Source organism: Janthinobacterium sp. SUN211 (genome assembly GCF_030587315.1).
Classification (GTDB): domain Bacteria; phylum Pseudomonadota; class Gammaproteobacteria; order Burkholderiales; family Burkholderiaceae_D; genus Janthinobacterium; species Janthinobacterium kumbetense.
In genome coordinates this window covers 875,474-898,029 of sequence record NZ_JAPWIC010000001.1, presented here as the reverse complement: position 1 = coordinate 898,029, position 22,556 = coordinate 875,474, and the positions used below count along the sequence as shown (strand labels likewise).

Here is a 22,556-nt window from a genome sequence, read left to right as displayed (position 1 = left end):
GCCGGCCGCTTACCATCACACTCTTTTCAGGAGTGAACATGCACAATACCTATCATCGCGTGGGCCATGGCCCGCACGCCGTCATCGTCCTGCACGGCTGGTTTGGCGACGCCCACGCTTTTTCTCCGATGGAAGCGGCCCTCGACGGCGGCGCTTTCAGCTATGTCTTCATGGACAATCGCGGCTATGGCGGCATGCGCGGCGTGGCGGGTGAGTATTCGATGGAAGAGGTCGCCCGCGACGCGCTGGCCTTGGCCGATGCGCTCGGTTTTGCCACCTTCAGCGTGGTGGGCCACTCGATGGGCGGCATGGCGCTGGAACGGCTGGCCTTGATGGCGCCCTTGCGCTTGCGCAAACTGGTGGCCGTGGCGCCCGTGCCCAGCTGCGGCGTGGCGTTCGACGGGGCGGCCCGGCAATTGTTTCTCGACGCCAGCGGCAACCAGCAGGCGCGGCGCGCCATCATCGACCGCAGCACGGGCGGGCGCTTGCCTGCCGCCTGGCTGGACTGGAAGGCGCAATATTCGTGGGAGAGTGCGGATCGGGCCGCGTTTGCACGCTACTTCCTCGCGTGGAGCGGGACGGATTTCAGCGAAGAAATCAAGGCGGCGCGCGTGGCACTGCCGTTGCTGGCGCTGGTGGGGGAGCACGACCCCCGTTTTGACGCGGCCCTGATGCGCCGCACGTATCTGGCGTGGTACCCGCAAGCCCGGCTCGAGGTGCTGGGCAATGCGGGACACTATCCGATGAATGAAACGCCGCTGGCCCTGGCGGCCAGCATCGAGGCGTTCTTGACGGAAAAAGACTAGTTACGCGGCTTTGCTGCGCAGACGCAGCAGGCTCAGGCCCAGCAAGACGAAGGCGCCGCCGCAGATGCGGTTGAACAGCTTGGCGCGGCCCGGCGTGGCCAGCTGGGTTTTCAGCAGGCGCGCCAGGTTGGCGTAGAACAAGTGGGCCAGCATGGCGCAGGCGACAAACGAGGTCGTCAGCACGGTGAACTGGATGGCCACCGGTTCGCCCGGCGTGATGAATTGTGGAAACAATGCCGAAAAGAACAGGATGGCTTTCGGATTCGTCAGCGCCACCGTCAAGCCCTGGCGGAACAGTTTCCAGAACGTGTTGGGATTCGCCGCGCCGGGTGCCACGGGCGCATCGGCCACGACGCTGGTCTTGCTGCGCCATTGCTTGATGCCCAGGAACACCAGGTACAGGGCGCCAGCCAGTTTCAGCAGCATGAAGGCCGTGGCCGAGGTGGCCAGCACTACGCCCATGCCGGCCATGGCCACGCCGGAAATGATGAACAAGCCGAAACCATTGCCCATGCTGCTGATCATGGCGCGGCGCGGGCCGACGGCGATGGCATTCGAGATGGCCAGCAGGACGGCCGGGCCGGGAGAAAACGTGACGAGCAGGGCGACGCTGCAGAAAAGCAGCCAGTTCGAGAGATGCATGGGTGTTCCTGGGTGGGGCCGGAGCCGGATTGAGAGTCAAAACACGCTTATTGTACGAAGTTTTCGACTCCCGTGTCGGCTACCCCGGCCCGACACCGGCGAGTGTCATGCAAACAGGCTGGCGACCACATGGTTGATGGCGGCGCCACCGGCGATCAGCCAGCAGAACAGCAGGCCGGCCAGCAGCAGGGGCTTGATGCCGGCGCGGCGGATGGCCGACATGTGCGTCGTCAAGCCCAGGGCCGCCATGGCCATGGCCAGCAGGGCCGTATCGATATCGGTGATGGTGGCTACCATGCTTGCTGGCAGCAGGCCCAGCGAATTGAAGGCGACCACGCCGATGAAGATGAAGGCGAACCAGGGGATGGCCAGCTTGGCCGCCTTGTCGTGGCTGCCGTTGCCACTCCTGGCCTTGCTGCGCGCCAGGACCGCCGACAGGATGACGAGAAACGGCGCCAGCATCATCACGCGCACCATCTTGGCGATCACGGCCGCATTCGCCGCCTCTTGCCCGATGGACTTGCCGGCCGCCACCACTTGCGCCACCTCATGCACGGTCGAACCGATGTACACGCCGAACGCGGTGGGCGTGGCGCCCAGCACCTGCCAGCCCAGGTTCCACCGGTACAGCAAGGGATACAGGAAGATGGCGATGGTGCCGAACACAACAACGGTGGAGACAGCCACGGTGACATCCTCGCTGCGCCCCTTGACGACGGGCTCGGTCGCCATCACGGCCGCCGCGCCGCAGATGGAGCTGCCCGCGCCGATCAAGATGGCGCTGTTGCGTTCCAGTTTGAATACGGTGGTGCCGAGGAACATGGCCAGGCCAAATGTGGACGCCAGCACCAGCGCGTCGATGGCGATGCCGGCCAGGCCCACCTGGCCGATATCCTGAAACGTCAAGCGGAAGCCGTAGAGGATGATGCCTAGTCGCAATAATGTCTGCTTGGAAAAGGTCACGCCCGCGCCGCAGGTGGGCGCCAGGCGGCCATACACGCTGTTGCCCAGCACGATGCCGAGCATGATGGCCAGGGTGAGCGCGCTCATGCCGTGGCTTTGCATCCATTCCAGCTTGCCCAGCGCAATGGCGCCATAGGCGATCACGCCGCTGAGCAGCAGGCCGGGCAGCAAACGGCCGTAGCGGTCGCTGAAACTTGTTGTATTGGTGCTTGAGAGGGAAGACATGCCGTACTCCATGTTTTTATGCGTATAGCATGACTGTACAGTTCGTCGATTAAATGGTAAAACGGATTGTTTTTGTATGTTTGACCGATAAAATAGGTAGATAAAATGGCGTTGACCTTGCGGCAACTACAGATTTTCCTGGCCGTGGCGGACACGGGCAGCACGAGCGCGGCGGCTGAACACATTTCGCTGTCGCAATCGGCCACCAGCGCGGCCCTGAATGAACTGGAAGCGCTGCTGGGCGCGCAACTGTTCGACCGGGTGGGCAAGCGATTGCTGCTCAACGACAATGGCCGCTTGCTGTTGCCGCAGGCGCGGCAGATGCGCGACGGGGCCGCCAGCATCGAGCGCCAGTTCGCGGGCGCCGACCCGTCCGTGCCCGTCAGCCTGCAAATCGGCGCCAGCACCACCATCGGCATTTATCTGCTGCCGCAGATCCTGGCGCAGGCGGCGCAGCAGTACGGTCGCAGCATCCCGCAAGTGACGATTGCCAACACGGCCGACATCGCGGCCGCCGTGGCGGAATTCCGTGTCGATATCGGCCTGATCGAAGGGCCGTGCCACGAAGCGGGCTTGCTGGTGGAGCCGTGGCTGACGGACCAGATGCTGATCGTGGCCGCGCCCACGCATCCGCTGGCGCAACTGCGCCATCTGCTCAGTTTTACGGAACTGAACCAGGCGGGCTGGCTGCTGCGCGAAGCGGGTTCGGGCACGCGTGAAGCCGTGGAGCAGGCGTTGGTGCCGTATCTGCATTATCTGCGCGCCGCGGGCGAGTTCAGCAACTCGGAAGCGATCAAGTATGGCGCGGCGGCCGGGCTGGGCATCGCTTGCCTGTCGCGGGTGGTGGTGGCCGATTTGCTGGCCAGCGGGCAATTGGTGGAACTGGAAACCATGCTGCCGCCATTGGAGCGCAACTTTTACCTGATTCGCCAATCCAAAAAGATCCTTTCGCCCCGTTTGACGGGTTTCCTGGAATTGTGTCGCCACGCGTCGCGCATGGCGGGCTAGCGCGCTCAAACAGCTTGACTGTTTTTCATATGAGGGATAAATTCCCATATATGGAAAATTTAGCACTCGCAGAGAACGATACGGAACAGCGGCTGGCGGCCCGTTTAAAACAGTTGCGCGTGGAGCGGGGCTGGTCGCTGGACCAGCTGGCCAGTGCCAGCCAGGTCAGCCGCGCGACATTATCGCGCCTGGAAAATGGCGAAGTCAGCCCGACGACAAACGTGCTGGGCAAGCTGTGCGCCGCGTTTGGCTTGGCCATGTCGCGCCTGCTGCGCATGGTGGAAGAGGATTTCCCACCCCTGCTGCGGCGGGCTCAGCAAAGCGTGTGGACGGACCCGGACACCGGTTTTATCCGCCGCTCCGTCTCGCCCCCGGCGCGGGCGCTGGCCGGCGAAGCGCTCGAATGCGAGCTGGGCGCGGGCGTGACGATCGCCTACGCCGCCTCGCCCCGGCCCGGCATGGAACACCATCTGTTGCTGCAGGAAGGCAAGCTGAACGTGACCGTCGACGGCCGCTCGCACGACTTGCTGGCCGGCGACTGCCTGCGTTATCAGCTGCATGGCGCCAGCGCCTTCATGACGCCGCCGGACAGCGGCGCCCGCTATTTTCTCTTTCTTGTCTGAGGTCGCCATGCCCGCATCGCTACGCCATTTTTCATCCGCCGACATTCTCGAACGCTTGCCGGAGCTGGGCGCGCTGCTGCAGGCATGCGTGCACGACGGCGCCAGCATCGGTTTTATCTTGCCGTTCGACACGGCGGCCAGCCAGGCGTTCTGGACGGATAACGTCTTGCCGGCCGTCACGCGCGGCGTGCGCCTGTTGCTGGTGGCCGAGGTGGAAGGGACGGTGGCGGGCGCCGTGCAGCTGGACTGGGATACCAATCCCAACCAGGCGCACCGGGCCGAAGTGCGCAAGCTGCTGGTCGCACCCGCTTTTCGCCGGCGCGGCCTCGCGCGCCAGCTGATGCAGGCGCTGGAAGAGCAGGCGCGCCTCTTGCCGCGCAGCCTGCTGACCCTGGACACGCGCAGCAGCGACCATGCCGAACCGTTGTATTTGTCGCTCGGCTACGTGGCGGCGGGCAGCATCCCCGGCTATGCGCTGGCGCCGGCCGGCGACCGGCTGGACGCCACCACGGTCATGTACAAGCAGCTATAGCGATTTTGTCGCGGCGCGGCGATGAGCTGGGGAACTCAGGCTTTCAGCCGCGCTCTAACGCTTGCGGCAGACAGGTTTGCCGGCGCGGTGACGGCGTGCGTGGCCTGTGCGGCTACCAGGCTGATGCCGTGCGCGGCTTGGGCTGACACTTGGTCACGGCTCAGCTTGAAGATGCCAACCGTGCCTGACAGCAGCGTGGCGCGCTGCTGCATGCTGGCCGCCGCGGACGATGCCTGTTCCACCAGGGCCGCATTTTGCTGCGTCACCTGTTCCATTTGCACGATGGCGGCATTGACTTGTTCGATGCCGGACAATTGCTCGCCGCTGGCCATGCTGATTTCGCCCATGATGTCCGTTACGCGGTGCACGCTGGCCACGATTTCGCGCATGGTGGCGCCGGCCGTGTCGACCAGGCGCGCCCCTGCATCGACCCGCTCGACGGAGTCGCCGATCAGTTGCTTGATTTCCCTGGCCGCGCCGGCCGAGCGTTGCGCCAGCGTGCGGACTTCAGCGGCCACGACGGCAAAACCGCGCCCTTGCTCTCCGGCCCGCGCCGCTTCCACGGCCGCGTTCAAGGCCAGGATATTTGTCTGGAAGGCGATGGCGTCGATGACGCCGATGATGTCAACGATCTTTTTCGACGAAGCGTTGATCGAGCTCATGGTATCGACCACTTGCGCCACCACCGTGCCCCCTTTGCCTGCCACTGCGGCGGCCGATTGCGCCAGCTGATTGGCTTGCCGCGCGTTATCGGCATTTTGCTTGACGGTGCCCGTCAGCTCGTCCATCGAGGCGGCCGTGCGTTCCAGCGAACTGGCTTGCGCCTGCGTGCGCTGCGACAAGTCCAGGTTGCCGGCGGCGATTTCGCCCGAGGCGCCCGCGATGTCGTGCGTGCCGCCGCGCACCTCGCCCACGATCGTGATCAAGCTGGCATTCATGTCTTTCAGGGCTTGCAGCAGTTGCCCCACTTCATCGCGGGAATCGACGCGGATATGTTCGCTCAAGTCGCCGCCAGCCACCTTGCGCGCCACTTTGACGGCATGCCGCAAGGGCCGCACGATGCCGCTGCTGATGAGCCAGGCCGTCGCCAGGCTCAACACGCCGCCGACCAGGCCCAGCGCAATGATCAGCACGCTGGTATCGTGCGCACGGGCCATGGCCGCCTCGGCCGCCGTGCGCATCTGCGCCGATTGCGTGGCGATCTGCTGGTCGAGTTCACGCAGGGCAGCTTGTTCTTGCGTACTGTTGCGCGTGGCCTGCAATTGCGCGATGCGCGCATAGCGCTGGTTCACGCTGCTATCGATTTCCCCGCTCACGGTCGACAACTGCCACGTGCTGATGACCACCACCACGGCCAGTAAAAGCGAAGTGAGCAAAAAGCCTGTGGTCAGGCGCACACCGATACGTATGTTTGAAATATTCATGTCCCCTCAGCTGTTGTCCCATGGTGGCCGTCTCCCATGCCTGCGGCATGGCGTGGCGCTTGTCCCCTGAAGTTGCTGGGGTGAAATGAGTGTAGCAGCGCGGTACTAAGTAATCTATAAATATTTCCATATTGGAATTAGTCACTGCCTGTTTAGCAACAGCGGCATGGTTTGTTGCCAGATAAAATCACTCGTCGTATTACAGACGCGTCCTACCTCGATACCCGGTATCGTCCGACTGGCGCATGCCGGTGCAGCGCCTACACTGTTCCTTGCACAGACCCGACGGCGGGTCTTTCTTCTTATTCACAGGAGGCTGAGATGGCGAATATCCAGGCAGGATCGGACGGTGCGGCAAATGAGGAAATGTCGGCCAAGCGCCTGAACGTGGTCGACTGGATCTCGATGATCCTGCTGATCGTGGGCGGTTTGAACTGGGCGCTGGTGGGCTTGTTCGATATCGATATCGTGGCCCGCATCCTGGGCGCCATGTCGACGGCGTCGCGCGGCGTGTACGTGCTGGTAGGGCTGGCGGCGCTGTATTCCATCTATCTGTGCGTGCGCAAGCTGCCGGCCAAGCCCTAGAGTCGTCTGCGCGACTATGAGGCGGCGCACAAGAAGCGCAGGGGCGTGCTGCAAGCGCCGGGAATTGGATCTGGCGTCACGGGCCTGATGCCGCCTTGTGCGCGTGCATGTGCCTGCATGCGTGCAGGCTGGCACTCGGCCAGCTTGGACGCTGACGTTAGCTTATTGCATGCGCTTACTGCGTGCGCAGATAGGCCAGCAAATCGGCCACTTGCTGGGCGTTGCCGATGCCCCAGAAGCGCATGTTGTTGCCAGGAATGAAATCGCTCGGTGCTTTCAGGAAGCCGGCCAGGTTTTGCTCGGTCCAGACGATATTCGCGTTTTTCATGGCCGCCGAGTATTTATAGTCGGTGGTGGCACCGGCCTTGCGACCGATCACGCCCGTCAGCTTGGGGCCGAAGCCGCCGCGCGCCGATGGCCCCACCTGGTGGCAAGAGGCGCACTTGCGAAAGGCCGCCTTGCCCGCTTCGGCATTGCCCGTGAGAGTGGCAGGAGCGGCCGCCTGTGCGGCGGCGACTGGCGCCAGCAGCAAGGCTGCGGCGGCGAGAGGGGAAAACAAGCGAAAAAGAAATGGATATGTCATCGGTGAGGCGGAAGTGCACGATATGGCAAGCAATGACGTATTTTACAGGCGGGCATCAAAACCTGTCCGTCAGCGGCGCAGCGATGCCCGGCGGCGCAGGAATGGCTGCGGGAATGGCGGCAGGAAGGGAAGCGCGCAGGACTCGATGCCGGATGGCTGAATGCCGCTAGCGCTTGCCACCCTGTGCACCCAGCGCCGCCATGGCCGACGCGAACACGATGCAGGCGATGGCCAGCCATTGGGTCAGGCTCAGCAGTTCTCCCAGCACTGCCATGGCGGCCAGCGCGCTGACGGCGGGCGCCGCGCTGCTGAACATGCCGAACACGCCTTGCGGCAAGCGGCGTAAGGCAAAGATTTCCAGAGAGTACGGCAGGGCGCTGGACAGCATGGCAATGGCCAGGCCCATCAAGGCAATCGACGGCGCCAGCAGGGCCGTGCCTGAGTAGGTGATGCCGATGGGCACCGTCACCATGGCCGCCACCGTCATGCCCCAGGCTACGGCTTGCCCACCTTGCAAGGTCGAGGCCCGCTTGCCGAAGATGATATACAGCGCCCAGCACAACGCCGCCCCCAGCGCATACGCTACACCGACCGGGTCCAGGCTGCCCGGGCTGCCTTGCAGGGGCAGCAGCAGATACAAGCCGAACACGGCACACGCGACGGCCAGCAAATCGCGCGGCCGCCGCGACGACAGCATGGCCACGGCCAGCGGCCCCGTTACCTCGATGGCGACCGCGATACCGATCGGTATCAGCGCAAACGCCCGGTAAATCAGCAAGTTCATCAGCCCCAGCACGGAACCATAGACCAGCAAATTCAGCACATCCTTGCGCGTCAGGCGATAGCGCCAGGGCCGGAAGATGGCCAGCAGTATCAGCGCCGAAAACCCCACGCGATACGCCGTAATCCCTTCGACCCCGATAACAGGAAACAGATTCTTCGCAATCGCCGCCCCCAGATTGACGGAAATCTGCCCTCCCAGGACGGCCAGGGACGGGAGCAAGATGCTGTCGGGGAGGGAGGAGGTCGAGGCGGGGGAGGTCATGGGGCGCCATTTTAATACGCAACAGGCCGCTAGTCGCTGGCAGATCTGCAACGGATGGCATTTATCCTCCCGTACTGGCTGCAAAGCGGACCGGGCACTGTTGTAATAGTGCAAGTATTTTCTGATAATGCTATTCTGGCAGTACACCACTGATCAGTGGGGTGCCGCCACCGATTCTTTGTCTCTATGGAGCCGCTCTATGAATTGCAAAAGCATGGCAGTGACCGTCGCTTTGGTGTTTGCCGCCGGCTCGGCTGGAGCACAGGCCTTGCCGCCGCAGGCGCAATTGCCGGCCTGGGCAACGCAACAGCTCGATAGTCTGGCCAAACGCGAAGCGGTCGAAGTGAGCGCGCGCATGAACCCGTTTGTCCTGCGCGGCGATTTCGATGGCGATGGCAAGGGTGATCTGGCCGTGCTTGTCAGGAACAAGGACAGCAAGAAGGAGGGCATCGCCTTCCTGTTCAGGCAAAAGACGTCGCCCCTCATCGTCGGTGCCGGACATGCCTTGTCCAGCGGCGGCGACGATTTCGCCTGGCTGGAAGTATGGCAGGTGGAAGACAAGGGATCGTTGCAGCACAGCTATCATGAAAAATCCCTCAAGCTGAAAACGGATGGAATCGTGGTGGCGAAAGAGGGTTCTGCCAGTGCCTTGATCTATATCAAGGGCGGCAAGGCGTTTTGGCAACAGCAGGGCGATTGATGGATTGCCCGCGCATGTCCGCTGGCTGACAAGCAGTCCACGGGAATGGGCAATAGCCTGAATCGGCATGAATTGAGAATATGACAGCACTGGCAGTGGATTTCGTTGCATCCTATACCCCCTCATCCGAAGCGAAAATTGCCTTTGCTTGGAATGGCAGGCATGGGGCCGATTTCGACGATGCCAACATGGAGTTTCGCACCGTGATAGGCAATTATTTCGAAGAGCATGCGCAGGCATGCTCCTTGCCGCTGATTGCCGCCCTGTACCGCGCGGAGACGCAGGGGGCGAAGGAAGCCTGGTGCGTCAGGAGCGTGGTGGCTGAATTGGCGCAGGAACTGCTGCAGCGCGGTGGCGTCGCTTATCTCGATGTGTACCTTGCCGGCGCATGCTGCGGCATGGATGCCTGTATGGAATCGGGGAATATTTCGCTAAGCAAGACGCGTTGCGAAGAGCTGCTTGCCTATTGCAAGGCATCGGCATTCAACGCCGAGGCCGGTCTCCGGAAACGATGGAGCATGCTGGCACAGCGCTTTGCCTGCCTGCTTGCCGGTGCGGCATGATGATGTTAATGAGGGAGCAAATGAGAGAAGCAGTTAAGGGGCAATACGGGAAGAAACTCGTCGGATGCACGATCCTGGCGTTCGTCTTGGGGGCCAGTTGCGGCGTTCGCGCGGCAGAGCCTGAAACCGCTGAACAATGGGCGATGCAGCTATTTCTCGGCGTTTGCATGCCTTCCCAGGGGGATGTGCATCAGATCGAAACGGCAGTCAGGCGAGTGAAACTGGTCGAGGTGACGTCAAAAGAGGCGCGGGCACTGCCGGATAATGTGCCTGGCAAGTCCTGGTCCACGAGGGAAACAGGCGGCCGCTTTACAGTAGTTGCCACGCAGCCGCAAACCTGCTCCGTTGTGGTGAAACAGATAGCTCCAGCCGACTTGAAGCGCGAGTTTGAACGGTGGCTTCCTCCTGCGAGCACCGGTTATACCGTGATGCAGAAAGCCGAGGACCGGCAGGGCGATATGGCTACCTCGTCTTACGCCATTTTGCGCGAGGGGCGGCTCAAGTACAGCTGGGTGCTGCGCATGTCCTTGACCCAGCCGGGCGCGACGGGAACGCTTTCCGTGCGTGCCGCCGTGCCTTGACTTGTTACGATGGAGAAGTGTTGAATGCATGTATTTAGTATCGGCGACACCAATTTTGCAGTGGATGCCGCGAAATCCCGGATCAGCGTGGCGGCACTTGCCAATGGTATGCGGGAAATCAATATCAAGATCGAGGCCGACGACGAGGAGTTCATGCGGCTGACGGAAGATGACGATGCCCCCTGGTCATGGGCGCTGTATCCGCCGTCCTTCATTTTGCAGGGCTTGCTCGTCGCGGGAACGGATGCATCGCCCCTGCATGGGCTGGCCGTCGATGCCAGCAATACGGACTGTGAATATAGTCTCTACATGATGGAATACCGCGATGTGGCGGACCTGTGCCTGGTGGAACTGTCCGCGCAACGGTTGGCTCTGACGGGCAAGGTGGATTTTTTTGGCGAAAGCCTGCCCTTGGTCATCGATCTGCCGCGCGCGGCTTAGCGCCTGTCTTTCGCGCGGTGGCAAGGGCGGCCTGTGCGGGCCGCCCCTGTGTCGCTAGTCCAGCTTCAACGCCTTCGCCACATCCCCCCACGCCACATACTTGAAGTTCTGCGGCCCATCGGGCAGGCGCTTGTAGCCGTCCTGGATTACCAGCATGCCTTGCGCGTACGCGCCGCCCAGGTTGGCGGAGGTGACGTCCAGACCATCCGTTTCCGAGGTGCCGTCGATGCCGGCGGGCAGGTTGAATCCCACCTTGAAGCGCCCGCGCACTGCATATGGCGCTTGCGCGTCGAGCACCACGTAGCTGCTGTCGCCCTGGCTGGATACGATCAGGTAGCCGGTGTCCGGCTTGGCATCTGGCTGGCGGTAGATGGCCATGCCTTCCACGTCGGCCGTCAGGTTCGCGCCCACGGGCAAGACCATGGTGAGGGCGTCCGGTTTGGCGGCGTCGGCCGAGGTGGTCCAGATGCCGCGCGTTTCCTCGCCCAGGAACAAGCGGGCGTTGGCGTCGTCGGCCACGCAGCCTTCCGGTTGGGTGGCGACCTTGAAGCTGCGCAAGAGGGTGGCGCTGAACTTGTTGCCTTCCAGGCCGATGCTGTATTGCTGGAAGGTGCCGTCCTTGTCGTTGATGAACGCTTCCACGCCGCCGCTGGCTGGTTGGTACAGACACATGCCGTAGATGCTTTTCAGGCCGGTAGGGAAGCGGCCCGCTTCCGCCACGTCGCCGCTGGCATTGATGGTGAACAACATCATGCTGTTGTCGTCGCGCTGGGTGGCGACGGCCAGGTCGACCTTGCTGCTGCCCAACTGGATATTCTGCCGCACGTCGACGTTGTTCAGGCGGCCCACTTCCAGCAGCTGGGTCTGTTTGCCTTGCAGGTCGTAGACCAATAAGCCTTGCTTCTTGTTGGTGCCGAGGATGCGCGCGTCGGCCGGGTTGCTGGACAGCCAGATGGCCGGATCGTCGGCCGCGTCGCCCTGGCGCGCCATCGGCTCCGTCTGCGCCTGTGGGGCGATGATGGCTACCGCAGGCTGCGTTTCCGCCTTGCCAGCCCATTTCAAGGGTCGCGTTTGCCAACCGTTCTTGCCGCGCAGCAGCAAGGAGTCCTTGTCCAGCGCCAGCTGGCTGTCGCCCTTGCGCACGCTCAAGGCGACGGCTTGGGCTGGCTGCGCCGTCCACTTGCCGCCCTGGTGTGCCAGCAGGTGCAGCTTGTCCGCCTTGCCATCGAGCACGGCAACGCCGCCCGGCAGCACGGCCAGCGCGCCGGCGCCACCGTCCAGCTGGCCATACGGCTTGCGCAGGGCCACCACTTCCCGCTTGCCCATGCCTTCGGACTCGGCGTCATACGCCCACACGCCCATGTTGGACTCGCTCACCAGCAGGCGCTGGGCGCCATCGTCGACCCGGCAATGCTTGGCGTGCGGCGGCAAGGCCAGTTTGCGCACCAGGCTGCGCTGTTCGCCCTGCATCACCCACTGTTCCGCTTGCCCATCCTTGCCGATCAAGAACAGATGGGCCAGCTGCTGGGCGTCGCGGTACAGGCACGACGCTTCCACGGAAAACGTCGGCACGGGAAACGGCGCCAGTTTGACCAGCTTGCCGGCCTGCACATCCACGGAGACGGGCTGCGGGCGCTGCGTGTCCGCCTCGAGGAACACGGCCAGCACCTTGCCGCCATCGATGCGCGTGTCCAGTTGCTTGGCGCGCACGGCGATGCGGTCCTGTTCCTGGCCGGCTGCGTTGAACAGGCGCAAGCCGTGCTTGTCGAGTAGCAGCCAGCCGCCGCCGGGCAGGCGCGACAGTTCTTCCGCTTCCTGCGTGAAGGAAGGCACAGTGTTGGCAGGCGCGGCTTGCGCCGTGCCCGCGAGGTAAAAGGCAGCCAGCAGGGCGCTGCAGAGTACGGTTTTTTTCATAGTATTGGAAATCATCATCAGAAGGCGCTGGCTTTCAGGCTCACTTTAAAGGTGCGGCCATATTGTTCGTTTTGCACGTTGTATTGCTTCGTGCCCTGGTAAACATAGTATTTTTCGTTGTTCAAGTTGGCCGCCTCGAACATCAGCTGGAATTGCTTGTTGATCTGGTACGACAGCGAGAAATCGAGCTGCTTCTGGCCGGCGACGATATGGTCCTGGCTTTGGTCGAGGATGTCGTTGCCCATTTCCAGCAGGTAAGGCGACTTGTAGTTGAGGGCCAGGCGGGCGCTGACCGGCCCCGTTTCATAGCCCAGCATCAAGTTCATCACCTGGTTCGACTGGCCCGGCAGGCGGATGTCGCGGTTCAGCTGTTTGTTGCTGGCTTTGTCGAAGCGGCCGATTTGCGCGCTTGAGGTGCTCAGGGTGCCGTTCACGCCGACGAGGAAACGATTGAACGGCGCCGGCAGCATGCGCAGCGGCTGCATGTAGGCAAGTTCGATGCCCTTTACTTTTGCCGCGTCGCCATTCGCATACGAGGTGGCCGTCGTGTAGCCGGCCCACTGTCCCGTGCCGGCCAGGTTCGTCGTGTACGTAAAATTCTTGATATCCTTGTAGAAACCATACGCCGACATCACGCCGTCATTGCCCAGTACCCTTTCGATGCCCAGGTCCAGGTTGTTGGCCTTCAGCGGCTTCAAGTCCGGGTTGCCGATCACGGCTTCCGTGTTGCTGGCCAGGCTGATGCCGGGCGCCAGCTGGCTGAAGTTGGCGCGCACCACGGCTTGCGTCCAGGCGGCCCGCACGCTGGTATGTTGATCCAGGTCATAACGGGTTTGCAGGTTTGGCAGCCAGTTGGTGTACGAGCGTTCGCGCGTCAAGGCCGTGGCGACGCCGGCGCTGTCCACTTGCGAGCCGTTTGCTTCGAAACTGGTGCGCTCGGCGCGCACGCCGCCCAGGATGTGCCAGGCGTCGAAGTCATAGCTGTTTTGCACATACATGGCGTTGATGTCTTCATGCATGCGGTAGTCGTTGATGACGGATTCCGTGGCCAGGCGCGCCTTGGCGCGGTCCAGTCCCGCCACGCGGGCGCGGATGAGGGTCGGGTCCAGGGCCACGCCGATGTTGCCCAGGTCATAGTCGAGATTGTGGCCTTGCACGAAATTGCTCATCGACGTGGAACCGGCGCCCCAGTAATTGCCGCTGGAAGCCTTGCTGCTGTTATATGCCCATTGATCCGTGTCATTGGTTTTTTCGCGGCGGCTGACTTTTGCGCCGAACTTCAGGGTGGCGATGTCGAACTTGCGGGCCAGGTCGATGCGCGCGTGGTGTTCATTGTCCTTCGAGTAGCGCTTTTGCAGGGTGATGGCGTTGAGTGCGTAGCTGGCCGGGTCGTACAGCGAGGCGGGGCCGCTCAATTTCGGTTCCTGCGTATCCGTGAAACTGATGCCGGCGAAATTGCTGGTGCCGCGGAAACGGCCGTCGTTCAAGGATTCCGGCGTGTCTTCCGTGGCTCGGCTCAGGCCGCCTTTCACGTCCAGGGTCCAGTCGCCCGATTTCTGCTGCGTGCCCAGCACCAAGGAACGCACTTGCTGCGTGTACTTGCGCTGGCGGATGCGGCGCTCGGCGCGCGCGCTGGCCGTCTGGCCTTCCGCCAGGCTGCCGCCCGCGATATTGCTGATGGTCAGGCGGTCGCGCACTTCATTGTCGGAAAATTCGCTGAGGAACGAGCGCAAGAACCAGCTGTTGCCCGCCTCGGGACGGTAATCGAGGTTGACGGCCAGGGCGCCGCGCTTGCGCACGGGCAGGTAGTCGCGCAATTCCAGGCCCGACAATTTACCCTTGCTCCAGGCGCCGCCCGTTTCCACGTCATCCGAGCCGAACGAGCGCTTTTCCGCGCTCAGGCCGGCTGCAACGCCCAGCTTGCCGTCGAGGAAGCGCTGGGCCCACAGGGCGCCGCCGCTGGGGCTGGTCTTGCCCGTCTTTTCATCATAGCTGGCGCCCACGTTGGCCGACAGCAGCTTGCCCGGCAAGTCGAAGGCGGACAGCGACTTGACTTCGACGGTGGCGCCCAGCGAGTTGGCGTCCATTTCAGGAAGTAAAGTCTTCGAGACTTCCAGCGTGCGGATCAGGCCGGCAGGCAGGATGTCCAGCGCCACGGCGCGGCGGCCCGCTTCCGGCGACGGCACCAGCGCGCCATTGATGGTGACGGCGTTCAAGTCCGGGCCCAGGCCGCGCACCGTGATGTAGCGACCTTCGCCCTGGTCGCGCTGCACGGATACGCCCGGCAAGCGGGCAAGCGCCTCGGCCGCGTTTTTGTCCGGCAAGCCGCCGATATCGTCGCTGCTGATGACGCTGATGATATTGTCCGCTTTCTCTTGCGCGGCGATGGCGTTGCGCAGGCTGGCGCGCTGGCCGCTGACGACCACGGTGGCGGCCGGCTGGCCATCCGCATCTTGCGCTTGCGCATGGCTTTGGCCGCTGAAGACGGCCATGATGCCGAGGGCCACGGCCGTCAGACGCAGCGGGGAGGGGAACGATGTGTGCATGGTTTTCATGAAGAGCTCGGTTAGGGGAAGGAACCGGGCGGATTCTAGGCAGCAAATATGACGGTTGCGTGACAGGCAAGGGCTTGCCACCTTGAAAACAACGGCCTGTGAGCGCTTTCCAGCTGGAAATGAATCATGGTGAGCTGAAATGACCTGCCAGCGCAGGGCGCATGGGATGCGGCTTGCCGGATTTGCATCGGCTGCGCTGTTAATGATGAGCCGTTTGCACCTGCCGCACGGGCGTGGGGCATGTCATCGTGCCGTCATGGGCGGGCGCTATCGTGGCGACAGCACCACTTTTAAAGGTTTCCCACATGCTGCCGTTGCACCGTAACAGCCTGATTGCCGCAGCGCTCGCGTTGCCCTTGTTCTTGTTCCTGTACGCCACACTGGGGCACCTTAAACCGTTTGCCATCTGGAAGTGGATGGATATCGTCTGCGAAGGCGGCACGGCCGTCATGGCGGGCATCTGGTTCTTGTTTACCCTCAGCAGCCGTCCCCGCGGGCGGGTGACGCGCCTGATCGCCGGCGGCCTGTGCGCCATCATGCTGGGCTCCTGGGCCGATTGCCTGGACGAATTCTTTGCCGTCGATAAGAGCGCCGTGTGGGATAACTGGCTGGAAGCCTTGATTCCGTTCGGCATGCTGGTGCTGACGATCGGCATGTATTACTGGCGCCAGGAACAGTTCCGCCTGAACGAGCACCTGCAAAAGCGCGAGCGCCTGTTCCGCGACCACCGCGCCTTCGACCGCATCACGCAGCTGGCCGACGCCAGCTACCTGCGCACGCAGATGCGCCTGGAACAGGAGCGCCGGCCCGGCCTCGATTGCGCGCTGGTCTTGCTCGACATCGACAGCTTTCACTTGATTAACCGCGAATACGGCCACCGCGAAGGCGACCGCGTGCTGCAAGCCGTGGGCCACATGCTGCTGTTGAACTTGCGCAATGACGACTTGCTGTGCCGCTATGCGGGCGACCGCTTCGCCGTGCTGATGCCGGGCGTGTCGCGCGAGGATGCGGCCGCGAAGGCGCGCCACCTGTGCGCCATGGTGGGACAGATGCGCCACCACGCCAACGACAACCGCGAAATCCGCTTGAGCCTGCGGCATGCGTGCGCGCTCACCGATGGCGTGCCGGAAGTGGTGTTGGCCGAGCTGAGCCGTGCCGTGGAAACGCCCGGCCGCAGCGCCGGCCCCAGGGCCAGTTCCGCCGCGCCTGCCTGATGCCGCTGAACCAGCAGGGCGACCCCAGCATCGCGGCCCATCACCAGCCGGCGCTGGTGCTCGATTATGCGCGCAGCCGCGAACTGGCCGTGGCGCCGCTGCTGAAGGGCACGGGCCTCGATGGCGGCGCGCTGCCGTCCGCGGAAAGCCAGGTCAGCGCCGCGCAATACCTGCAATTGCTGGCCAACGTGGCGCGGGGCCTGGACAGTGCCGATACCAGCTTCATGCTGGGCCAGCAAATGCTGCCCGGCCATTACGGCGCGGCCAGCCACGCCTTGCTGCAGGCGCAGAATCTGCGCCAGGCGCTTGGCATCCTGTGCGAATTCCACACCTTGCTGTGTCCGCTGTTGCAGCCGCGCTTGCGCGAGGCGGGCGACATGCATGTGCTGTACTGGGTCGATGCGTTCGGCGCGCCCAGCCAGCTGCCTTTTCTGGTGGAGATGCACATGACGGCGCTGGCGGCCATGTGCCGCTGGCTGGCGGGCGAAGCGCTGCCGTGGCGTTTTTGCTTCAACCGGGCGCGGCCCCGCCACGTCGAGCAGCACGAGGTGCACCTGGGCCAGGCGCTGCGCTTCGATTGCCAGGTCGACGCCATGCTCATCGATTCCAGCTGGCTGGATAAACCCTGGCCGCGCGGCAATGCCACGGCGGCGGCGCTGGCCTTGCGCGCGGCCGCCGTGGCGCCCGTGCCGGCGGCGAGCCTGCTGGGCGCGCTGTACGACTACCTGCTGGCGAACATCCGTTGCGCGCCCACCCTGGAACGCACGGCGCAGGAGTTCGGCGTCAGTCCCGCCACCCTGAAACGCCACCTGGCGCGCCATGGCACGCATTTCCAGGCCGAGCTGGACCAGGTGCGCGCGCACAAGGCGATCTATCTGTTCCAGGCGCATGGCTACGACAACGACGCCGTGGCCGCCTATCTTGGCTTTCATGATGCCACCAACTTCCGCCGCTCGTTCAAGCGCTGGACGGGCCAAACGCCGCAGTTGCTGCGCCATGCTTTGGCCCTTTTTGTGGCAGGTTGACCGCCGGCGTTGCGCGCCAGCGCCACGGACAGTCGTTCCTGAGGGAACAATTGCCCGTTCTGCTACATCCATAGTACACTCGATCAGAGAGCGAACAGACGCGCTTTGAGGCGCTCCGGCACGGCGTCAAACGACGCCGCAATTCCGTCATCTTGATGGCGGTGCCGGCGGCAGACGACCGGTGTGCCGTGCCTTAACCCAGCCTGGAAACTGGCGTCACCCGTGGGGTGCGCCGGAAACCGGGCAACTTGATAATGCTCAATCGTGTATTCACAATCGCAGATCGATCCAGTCGTCAGTTTCCGCAACACCCAGGGTGAGGCGGTGCGCGGCACGATTTTCAACTTGCAGCGCAATTCGCTGGTCATGGAAATCTATAATCCATACTCGATTGTGCAGGTCAGCGAGGTGCTCAATGACGTGACGGTGCGCATGGGGGCGAAGAACGCCTACGTGGGCAAGGCCGTCGTCATCAGCAGCGTCAACACGGGCCTGACCGCCATCGTTTCCGTGACCCTGATCGACGAGTGGCGCGAGCTGAGCGACGTGGTGGTGGTCAAGGGCGCCGTGCAGAAAGAGTCCAGCGCCTTTGTCGCCGGCTGGGGCGAGCGTTTCCGCATCCGCCGCGATTACCAGATCGTCGTCAACGAAATGCGCGCCTTCCTGTCGGAAGTGTCGCGCTGGGTCGAGCAAGTCGACTTGTCCGACTCGCTGCCCAAGGAAAACGGCCGGCTGCGCCCCGATATCTTCGACGAGCTGGCCTTGCCGCTGATGGAGCAGACCCAGCTGTACCTGCGCCAGCTCGAAGTGGAAGCGTCGCTCGTCGAGGAAGAGCGGGCGCCCGCGCACCGCGCCTTCGCCCAGGCGGCGCTGCATCCCTTGATCCTGCGCGCGCCGTTCGTCTTCCGCACGTTTACCAAGCCGCTCGGTTACGCGGGCGATTACCAGATGGTCAACCAGCTGCTGGACGACCCGCGCCAGGGGCCGAGCACGTACTTTCAGATCGTCAATGCGGCCTTCCTGCAGGCGGCCGTGGCCACGGCGCACCGCAACCGTATCGATATCCTGACGGAATTCCTGTCGCAGAAGGCGGCCGCGGCGCGCGCTGCCGGGCGCGTGTATAAAGTGCTCAACGTGGGCTGCGGCCCGGCCATCGAGGTGCAGCGTTTCCTGGAAACGTGCCCGGACGCGCAGTGGCTGGCCTTCGAACTGGTCGACTTCAGCAGCGAGACCCTGGACTGGACGCGCGCGCGCCTGACCACCATCATGCAGCGCACGGGGCGCGTGGTCGAGATCGATTATGTGCACGATTCCGTGCACAACTTGCTCAAGCGCCGCCATGGCGCCGGTATCACGGGCTTGCCCGGCAGTTTCGACGCCGTGTATTGCGCCGGCCTGTTCGACTATCTGTCCGACAAGGTGTGCGCGCGTCTGCTGATGCATTTCGCCTCGCGCGTGGGGCCGGGCGGACGTTTGCTCGTCACCAATGTGCACGCGAATAACCCGGGCAAGTTCGGCATGGAGCATTTGCTGGAATGGCATTTGATCTATCGCAATGAAGAGGGCTTGTCGGCCTTGCTGCCCGAGCACGCGACGGACCCGCTGATCTATGTCGATGCCACGGGCGTGAATGTGTTCGCGGAAGTGAGCATTCCTTGATGGATACTCCAGGCCTGCACGCCGGCTACACGGCCGTTTTGCGCGACTTCCGCCTGGAATTCAGCCGCGGCGGGGCGTACACGGGCATCGTGCTGATCCTGCTGGGCATGGGCCTCGATTCGGCCCTGTATCCGGACAAGCAGTCGGCGTTCACCACTGCGCGCATCCTCGTGTCCGTGCTGATCTTTTGCGTCGTGCTGGCCATGCGCACGCGCTGGGCGCAAGACCGCATCCAGGGCTTGACCTTTGTCTGGCTGATCTTGCCGCAGATCATGATCGCCTGGATGATCGCCGTCACGGAAGGCGCCACCTCGATCTATTACGTGGGCATGACCCTGGCCATCTATTCGTCGGGCATCGTGCTGGCCTTCGGCTTGTGGCAGAATATGGTTTTCGGCGCCATCTCCTGCCTGCTGTATGTGGGCGCCTGTGCCTGGCATGCGGGCGGCTTCGACCTGGCGGGTACGTTTGTCGTCAACTGTTTGTTCCTTATCATGTCGGCCAGCATCAGTGCCGTGTTTACCTATTTCAATGAGCGCGCCCGCTTCATGCTGTTCCAGCTGAAGGCGGAAGTGGCGCAAAAGAACACGCAACTGGAAGAAACCAACAAAAGTCTGGCCGATATCAAGGGGCAGATGCTGCAGCAGGAGAAAATGGCTGCCATCGGCACCCTGGCCGCCGGCATGCTGCATGAAGTCAATAACCCCGTGAATTTCTGCATGATGGCCATCGAGGTGGCCATCGAAGACCCGGCCGCCAAGCAAAGCGCGCTCGTCAGCGAATGCCTGGCCGACGCCAAGCAGGGCATGCTGCGCGTGCAGCACATCGTGTCCGACTTGAAGACCTTTGCCTACCGCAAGAGCGGCAACCAGCTGGAAACGGGGCACTTCCAGTTCCGCAGCGCGCTCGACGCGGCCATCCGCCTGGTGGGCCATGAAACGAAGAATGTCAGCATCAGCCACGACTTGCCGGTCGACACCCTGGTGCGCGGCGACGAAGCGGCCATCGTGGGCGTGCTGATCAACTTGCTGGGCAATGCCGTGCTGTCCATGCGCAAGGGCAATGCGCCGCCGTTCGAGATCCGCATCACGGCCCACTGGGACGAGAACCGCCTGCGCATCAGCGTGCGCGACAACGGCCCCGGCATCGCCCCGGAAAACCTGGCGCGCGTGTTCGAGCCGTTCTTTACCACGCGCGAAGTGGGGCAGGGCCTGGGCCTCGGTCTGAGCATCAGCTATGGCGTGATCGAGCGCCACGGCGGCACCCTCACGGCCGAAAGCGAGCTGGGCGCGTGGGCCAGCATGAATTTCGACTTGCAGCGCTCCGATTGGGAGGGCCGTTAGCATGGATAACGATAGCCGCGCCAGCGTGCTGTACGTGGACGATGAAGCGCTCGCCTGCAAGTATTTCGAACGCGCCGCCGGGGCCCGCTACCGTGTGCTGACGGCGCTCAGCGTCGATGCGGCGCTCGCCTTGCTGGCAGACGAGGCCGGCCAGATCGACGTGCTCGTCACCGATTACCGCATGCCGGACCGCCTGGGCAGCGAATTGCTGCAGGAAGTGGCGCAGCGCTATCCGCACATCGTCTGCATGCTCGTCACCGCGTATGCGGACAAGGATGTGCTGCTCGAACTGATCAACGGCGGCGCGGTGTTCCGCCTGCTGGAAAAGCCGCTCGACCTGGTCGCCATGCAGACGGCGCTGCAACTGGCCGTGCAGACGGGACGCGAGCGCGCCGCGCGCCGCCAGGGCCTGGTGGCGATGGAGGAATCGCTGGCGTTTCTGGCGCATGAATTGAACACGCCGCTGGCGGCCATCGCCAATTTTGCGCGCGGCATCGCCCGGCGCGCGCAGGCGGAATCCGCGCCGCAGGCCGAGATCGGCGAAGCGGCCGCCTTGATGCACGACAATGCGCGCTATTGCCTGTCGGTGCTGGCCAGCTTTGTCGACACGGTGCGCCTGGCCAGCGCCGGGCCCGGCATGCAGGGCGGACGCCGCGCCGGCAGCGCGCGCCAGCTGCTGGCCGCCTTGCTCGACAGCTATCCCTTGAGCACGGCCCAGCGCGCCGCCATCACGGTGGACGTGGGCGACGATTTCTCCATTGCCGAGTCACCCAATTGCGTCGCGCTGATTTTATCGTCCGTGCTGGCGAATGCCTTGCGCTCGGCCGGTGAGCAGGCTCATCCGGCGATCGGCATCCGCATCGACGCCGGCCGCATCAAGGTGCGCGACAATGGCGCCGGCATCGCCCCCGAGATAGTCGAACAGCTGTTGATCGACCCCGTCAGTGCCAACGGCGACGAAGGCAAGGGCTGGGGCATGGTGTTTTGCCACCGCATGATGCAGTCGTTCGGCGGCAACCTCGACATCGCCACCGAGTTTGGCACTTCCACCACGGTAACCCTGAATTTTCCAGTACATATAAGGAACGAGCATGATTGACGCCAATCTGCGTTTACCGGCTCAGCGTGAGCCGGCGCAAGGCTTGCCGACGATACTCTATGTCGATGACGAGGCCAACGCCCTCAAATACTTCCAGCGCGCCATCGCGCCGCTGGCCGACGTGCTGACGGCGACCTCGGTCGAGGAGGGCAAGCGCATCCTGGACGAGCAGGCCGACCGCATCGCCGTGCTGGTGTCGGACCAGCGCATGCCGGGCGCCTATGGCAACGAGCTGCTGTCGTACGCCTGGGACCGCCATCCGCACATCGTGCGCATCCTGACCACCGCGTATTCCGAGCTCGAGCACACGGTGGAAGCCGTCAACCAGGGGCAGATCCACCGCTACATCCAGAAACCGTGGGATATCGCGGCCCTGCGCATGGAACTCAAGCAGGCGCTGGAGCTGGCGCGCTTGCGCAACGAGCACGCCCAATTGCTGCGCGAAAAGCTGATGGTGCGCCAGCGGCAAGCCGTCGCCAACCGCATCGGCAGCCTGTACGCGCTGTGCGCCAGCCTGGCAGGTCCGGAACAGCAGCTGCCCGTGGAAGCGTATTTGTCGGCGGCCCTGACGGCCGGCGTCACGCCGCCCGAGCCTGACTGGCTGTTGATGGATTATGCCGACCTGGTCAGTTCAGAAGCCTTCCGCGGCACGGCCTTTGCCGCCGCCGTGCGCCAGCAGCTCGACACGCTCGAGCGCGAGCATCCGGGGCGCGGCGTGGAACAGGCGATCGACATGTTGCTGCCCGTGTTCGGCGCGGCGCTGCAAAACCAGGGCGGCACGGCGCTGTTCCTCGATGGCCGCCTGCTGACGGAATTCCTGGAAACGCCCACCACCACGCCCGTTTCGGCGATTCACTCGTTCTGGCTGGCCAGCTTGCTGTGGCTGGCGCGGCGCGGCTGGTCCTTGCAGCTGAGTAAAACGGAAATGGGCTTGCAGGGCAAGGTGGTGCAGGCTGAACCGGCGCTCACGCCGGACCACCTGGCAGCCTGGATCGAGCAGTTCTGAGCCGGCTGCCCCGCAAGGGG

22 protein-coding genes are annotated in these 22,556 nt (G+C 63.5%); 15 read left to right on the top strand and 7 right to left on the bottom strand.

The features are described from left to right. The first annotated feature begins 38 nt into the window (after positions 1–38). A complete protein-coding gene (locus O3301_RS03905) occupies positions 39–806 on the top strand; it encodes an alpha/beta fold hydrolase (protein ID WP_305055592.1) in 768 nt (255 codons plus the stop codon). Here the strand turns inward: O3301_RS03905 and O3301_RS03900 are convergent, their stop codons facing one another. Continuing rightward, positions 807–1,448: a LysE family translocator gene (locus O3301_RS03900; protein ID WP_099667826.1), complete on the bottom strand. Its 642-nt coding sequence runs from the start codon at positions 1,446–1,448 to the stop codon at positions 807–809. It lies immediately after the preceding gene. 105 nt (positions 1,449–1,553) lie between these two features. Beyond that, positions 1,554–2,636 carry a YeiH family protein gene (locus tag O3301_RS03895; RefSeq protein ID WP_305055591.1) on the bottom strand — a complete coding sequence of 361 codons (1,083 nt, stop codon included), beginning with the start codon at positions 2,634–2,636 and terminating at the stop codon, positions 1,554–1,556. Between the two features lie 105 nt (positions 2,637–2,741). Between O3301_RS03895 and O3301_RS03890 the strand changes: the two genes are divergently transcribed. The 3 genes from O3301_RS03890 to O3301_RS03880 are packed head-to-tail and all read left to right on the top strand — an operon-like array spanning position 2,742 to position 4,799. Further along, positions 2,742–3,644, top strand: coding sequence for a LysR family transcriptional regulator (locus O3301_RS03890; protein ID WP_305055590.1), 903 nt, complete (start codon positions 2,742–2,744; stop codon positions 3,642–3,644). Between the two features lie 50 nt (positions 3,645–3,694). Then, a complete protein-coding gene (locus O3301_RS03885) occupies positions 3,695–4,267 on the top strand; it encodes a helix-turn-helix domain-containing protein (RefSeq protein ID WP_305055589.1) in 573 nt (190 codons plus the stop codon). A 7-nt stretch (positions 4,268–4,274) separates the two neighbouring features. Continuing rightward, positions 4,275–4,799 (top strand): GNAT family N-acetyltransferase, encoded by a 525-nt coding sequence (locus O3301_RS03880; protein ID WP_289907216.1) that lies wholly within the window; start codon positions 4,275–4,277, stop codon positions 4,797–4,799. A gap of 35 nt (positions 4,800–4,834) precedes the next feature. On the opposite strand, the gene O3301_RS03875 is transcribed toward O3301_RS03880, so the two are convergent. Next, positions 4,835–6,223, bottom strand: a complete 1,389-nt coding sequence (locus O3301_RS03875) for a methyl-accepting chemotaxis protein (protein WP_305055588.1) — start codon at positions 6,221–6,223, stop codon at positions 4,835–4,837. Positions 6,224–6,544: 321 nt separating this feature from the next. Here O3301_RS03875 and O3301_RS03870 point away from each other — a divergent pair, with 321 nt between their 5' ends. Then, a complete protein-coding gene (locus O3301_RS03870; protein WP_218965320.1) occupies positions 6,545–6,808 on the top strand; it encodes a DUF378 domain-containing protein in 264 nt (87 codons plus the stop codon). Between the two features lie 175 nt (positions 6,809–6,983). Here the strand turns inward: O3301_RS03870 and O3301_RS03865 are convergent, their stop codons facing one another. Further along, the gene (locus O3301_RS03865; protein WP_305055587.1) at positions 6,984–7,391 is read right to left on the bottom strand and encodes a cytochrome c family protein; all 408 of its coding nucleotides are present in this window, start codon (positions 7,389–7,391) and stop codon (positions 6,984–6,986) included. 166 nt (positions 7,392–7,557) lie between these two features. Next, the gene (locus O3301_RS03860) at positions 7,558–8,436 is read right to left on the bottom strand and encodes an EamA family transporter (protein ID WP_289897765.1); all 879 of its coding nucleotides are present in this window, start codon (positions 8,434–8,436) and stop codon (positions 7,558–7,560) included. A gap of 214 nt (positions 8,437–8,650) precedes the next feature. On the opposite strand from O3301_RS03860, the gene O3301_RS03855 reads away from it, so the two are divergent. The 4 genes from O3301_RS03855 (at position 8,651) to O3301_RS03840 (ending at position 10,721) form a co-directional block, all read left to right on the top strand. Continuing rightward, on the top strand, positions 8,651–9,136 hold the full coding sequence (locus O3301_RS03855) for a hypothetical protein (protein WP_305055586.1): 486 nt from the start codon (positions 8,651–8,653) through the stop codon (positions 9,134–9,136). An 80-nt stretch (positions 9,137–9,216) separates the two neighbouring features. After that, positions 9,217–9,699: a hypothetical protein gene (locus tag O3301_RS03850; protein WP_289910125.1), complete on the top strand. Its 483-nt coding sequence runs from the start codon at positions 9,217–9,219 to the stop codon at positions 9,697–9,699. A gap of 20 nt (positions 9,700–9,719) precedes the next feature. Continuing rightward, complete coding sequence (locus O3301_RS03845) at positions 9,720–10,280, top strand: hypothetical protein (protein ID WP_289910124.1); 561 nt, start codon at positions 9,720–9,722, stop codon at positions 10,278–10,280. Between the two features lie 24 nt (positions 10,281–10,304). Then, complete coding sequence (locus tag O3301_RS03840) at positions 10,305–10,721, top strand: hypothetical protein (protein ID WP_305055585.1); 417 nt, start codon at positions 10,305–10,307, stop codon at positions 10,719–10,721. Between the two features lie 54 nt (positions 10,722–10,775). On the opposite strand, the gene O3301_RS03835 is transcribed toward O3301_RS03840, so the two are convergent. Both O3301_RS03835 and O3301_RS03830 read right to left on the bottom strand, forming a co-directional pair. Further along, a complete protein-coding gene (locus tag O3301_RS03835) occupies positions 10,776–12,635 on the bottom strand; it encodes a phytase (protein ID WP_305055584.1) in 1,860 nt (619 codons plus the stop codon). 17 nt (positions 12,636–12,652) lie between these two features. Beyond that, positions 12,653–15,190 (bottom strand): TonB-dependent receptor, encoded by a 2,538-nt coding sequence (locus tag O3301_RS03830; protein WP_305055583.1) that lies wholly within the window; start codon positions 15,188–15,190, stop codon positions 12,653–12,655. Positions 15,191–15,495: 305 nt separating this feature from the next. Here O3301_RS03830 and O3301_RS03825 point away from each other — a divergent pair, with 305 nt between their 5' ends. The 6 genes from O3301_RS03825 to O3301_RS03800 all read left to right on the top strand — a co-directional run bounded on the left by O3301_RS03825 (position 15,496) and on the right by O3301_RS03800 (position 22,536). Then, positions 15,496–16,404, top strand: a complete 909-nt coding sequence (locus O3301_RS03825; RefSeq protein WP_099667838.1) for a GGDEF domain-containing protein — start codon at positions 15,496–15,498, stop codon at positions 16,402–16,404. Then, a complete protein-coding gene (locus O3301_RS03820; protein ID WP_289897776.1) occupies positions 16,404–17,429 on the top strand; it encodes an AraC family transcriptional regulator in 1,026 nt (341 codons plus the stop codon). The genes O3301_RS03825 and O3301_RS03820 overlap by 1 nt, the downstream gene beginning before the upstream one ends. A 264-nt stretch (positions 17,430–17,693) precedes the next feature. Next, complete coding sequence (locus O3301_RS03815; protein WP_099667840.1) at positions 17,694–19,088, top strand: class I SAM-dependent methyltransferase; 1,395 nt, start codon at positions 17,694–17,696, stop codon at positions 19,086–19,088. Continuing rightward, positions 19,088–20,431: a sensor histidine kinase gene (locus O3301_RS03810; RefSeq protein ID WP_289904845.1), complete on the top strand. Its 1,344-nt coding sequence runs from the start codon at positions 19,088–19,090 to the stop codon at positions 20,429–20,431. Before O3301_RS03815 ends, O3301_RS03810 begins: the two co-directional genes overlap by 1 nt. Before the next feature lies 1 nt (position 20,432). Next, positions 20,433–21,530, top strand: a complete 1,098-nt coding sequence (locus O3301_RS03805) for a hybrid sensor histidine kinase/response regulator (RefSeq protein ID WP_305055582.1) — start codon at positions 20,433–20,435, stop codon at positions 21,528–21,530. After that, entirely contained in the window at positions 21,523–22,536 is a 1,014-nt protein-coding gene (locus O3301_RS03800) for a response regulator (protein ID WP_251348576.1), read from the top strand. The genes O3301_RS03805 and O3301_RS03800 overlap by 8 nt, the downstream gene beginning before the upstream one ends. Positions 22,537–22,556 lie beyond the last annotated feature (20 nt).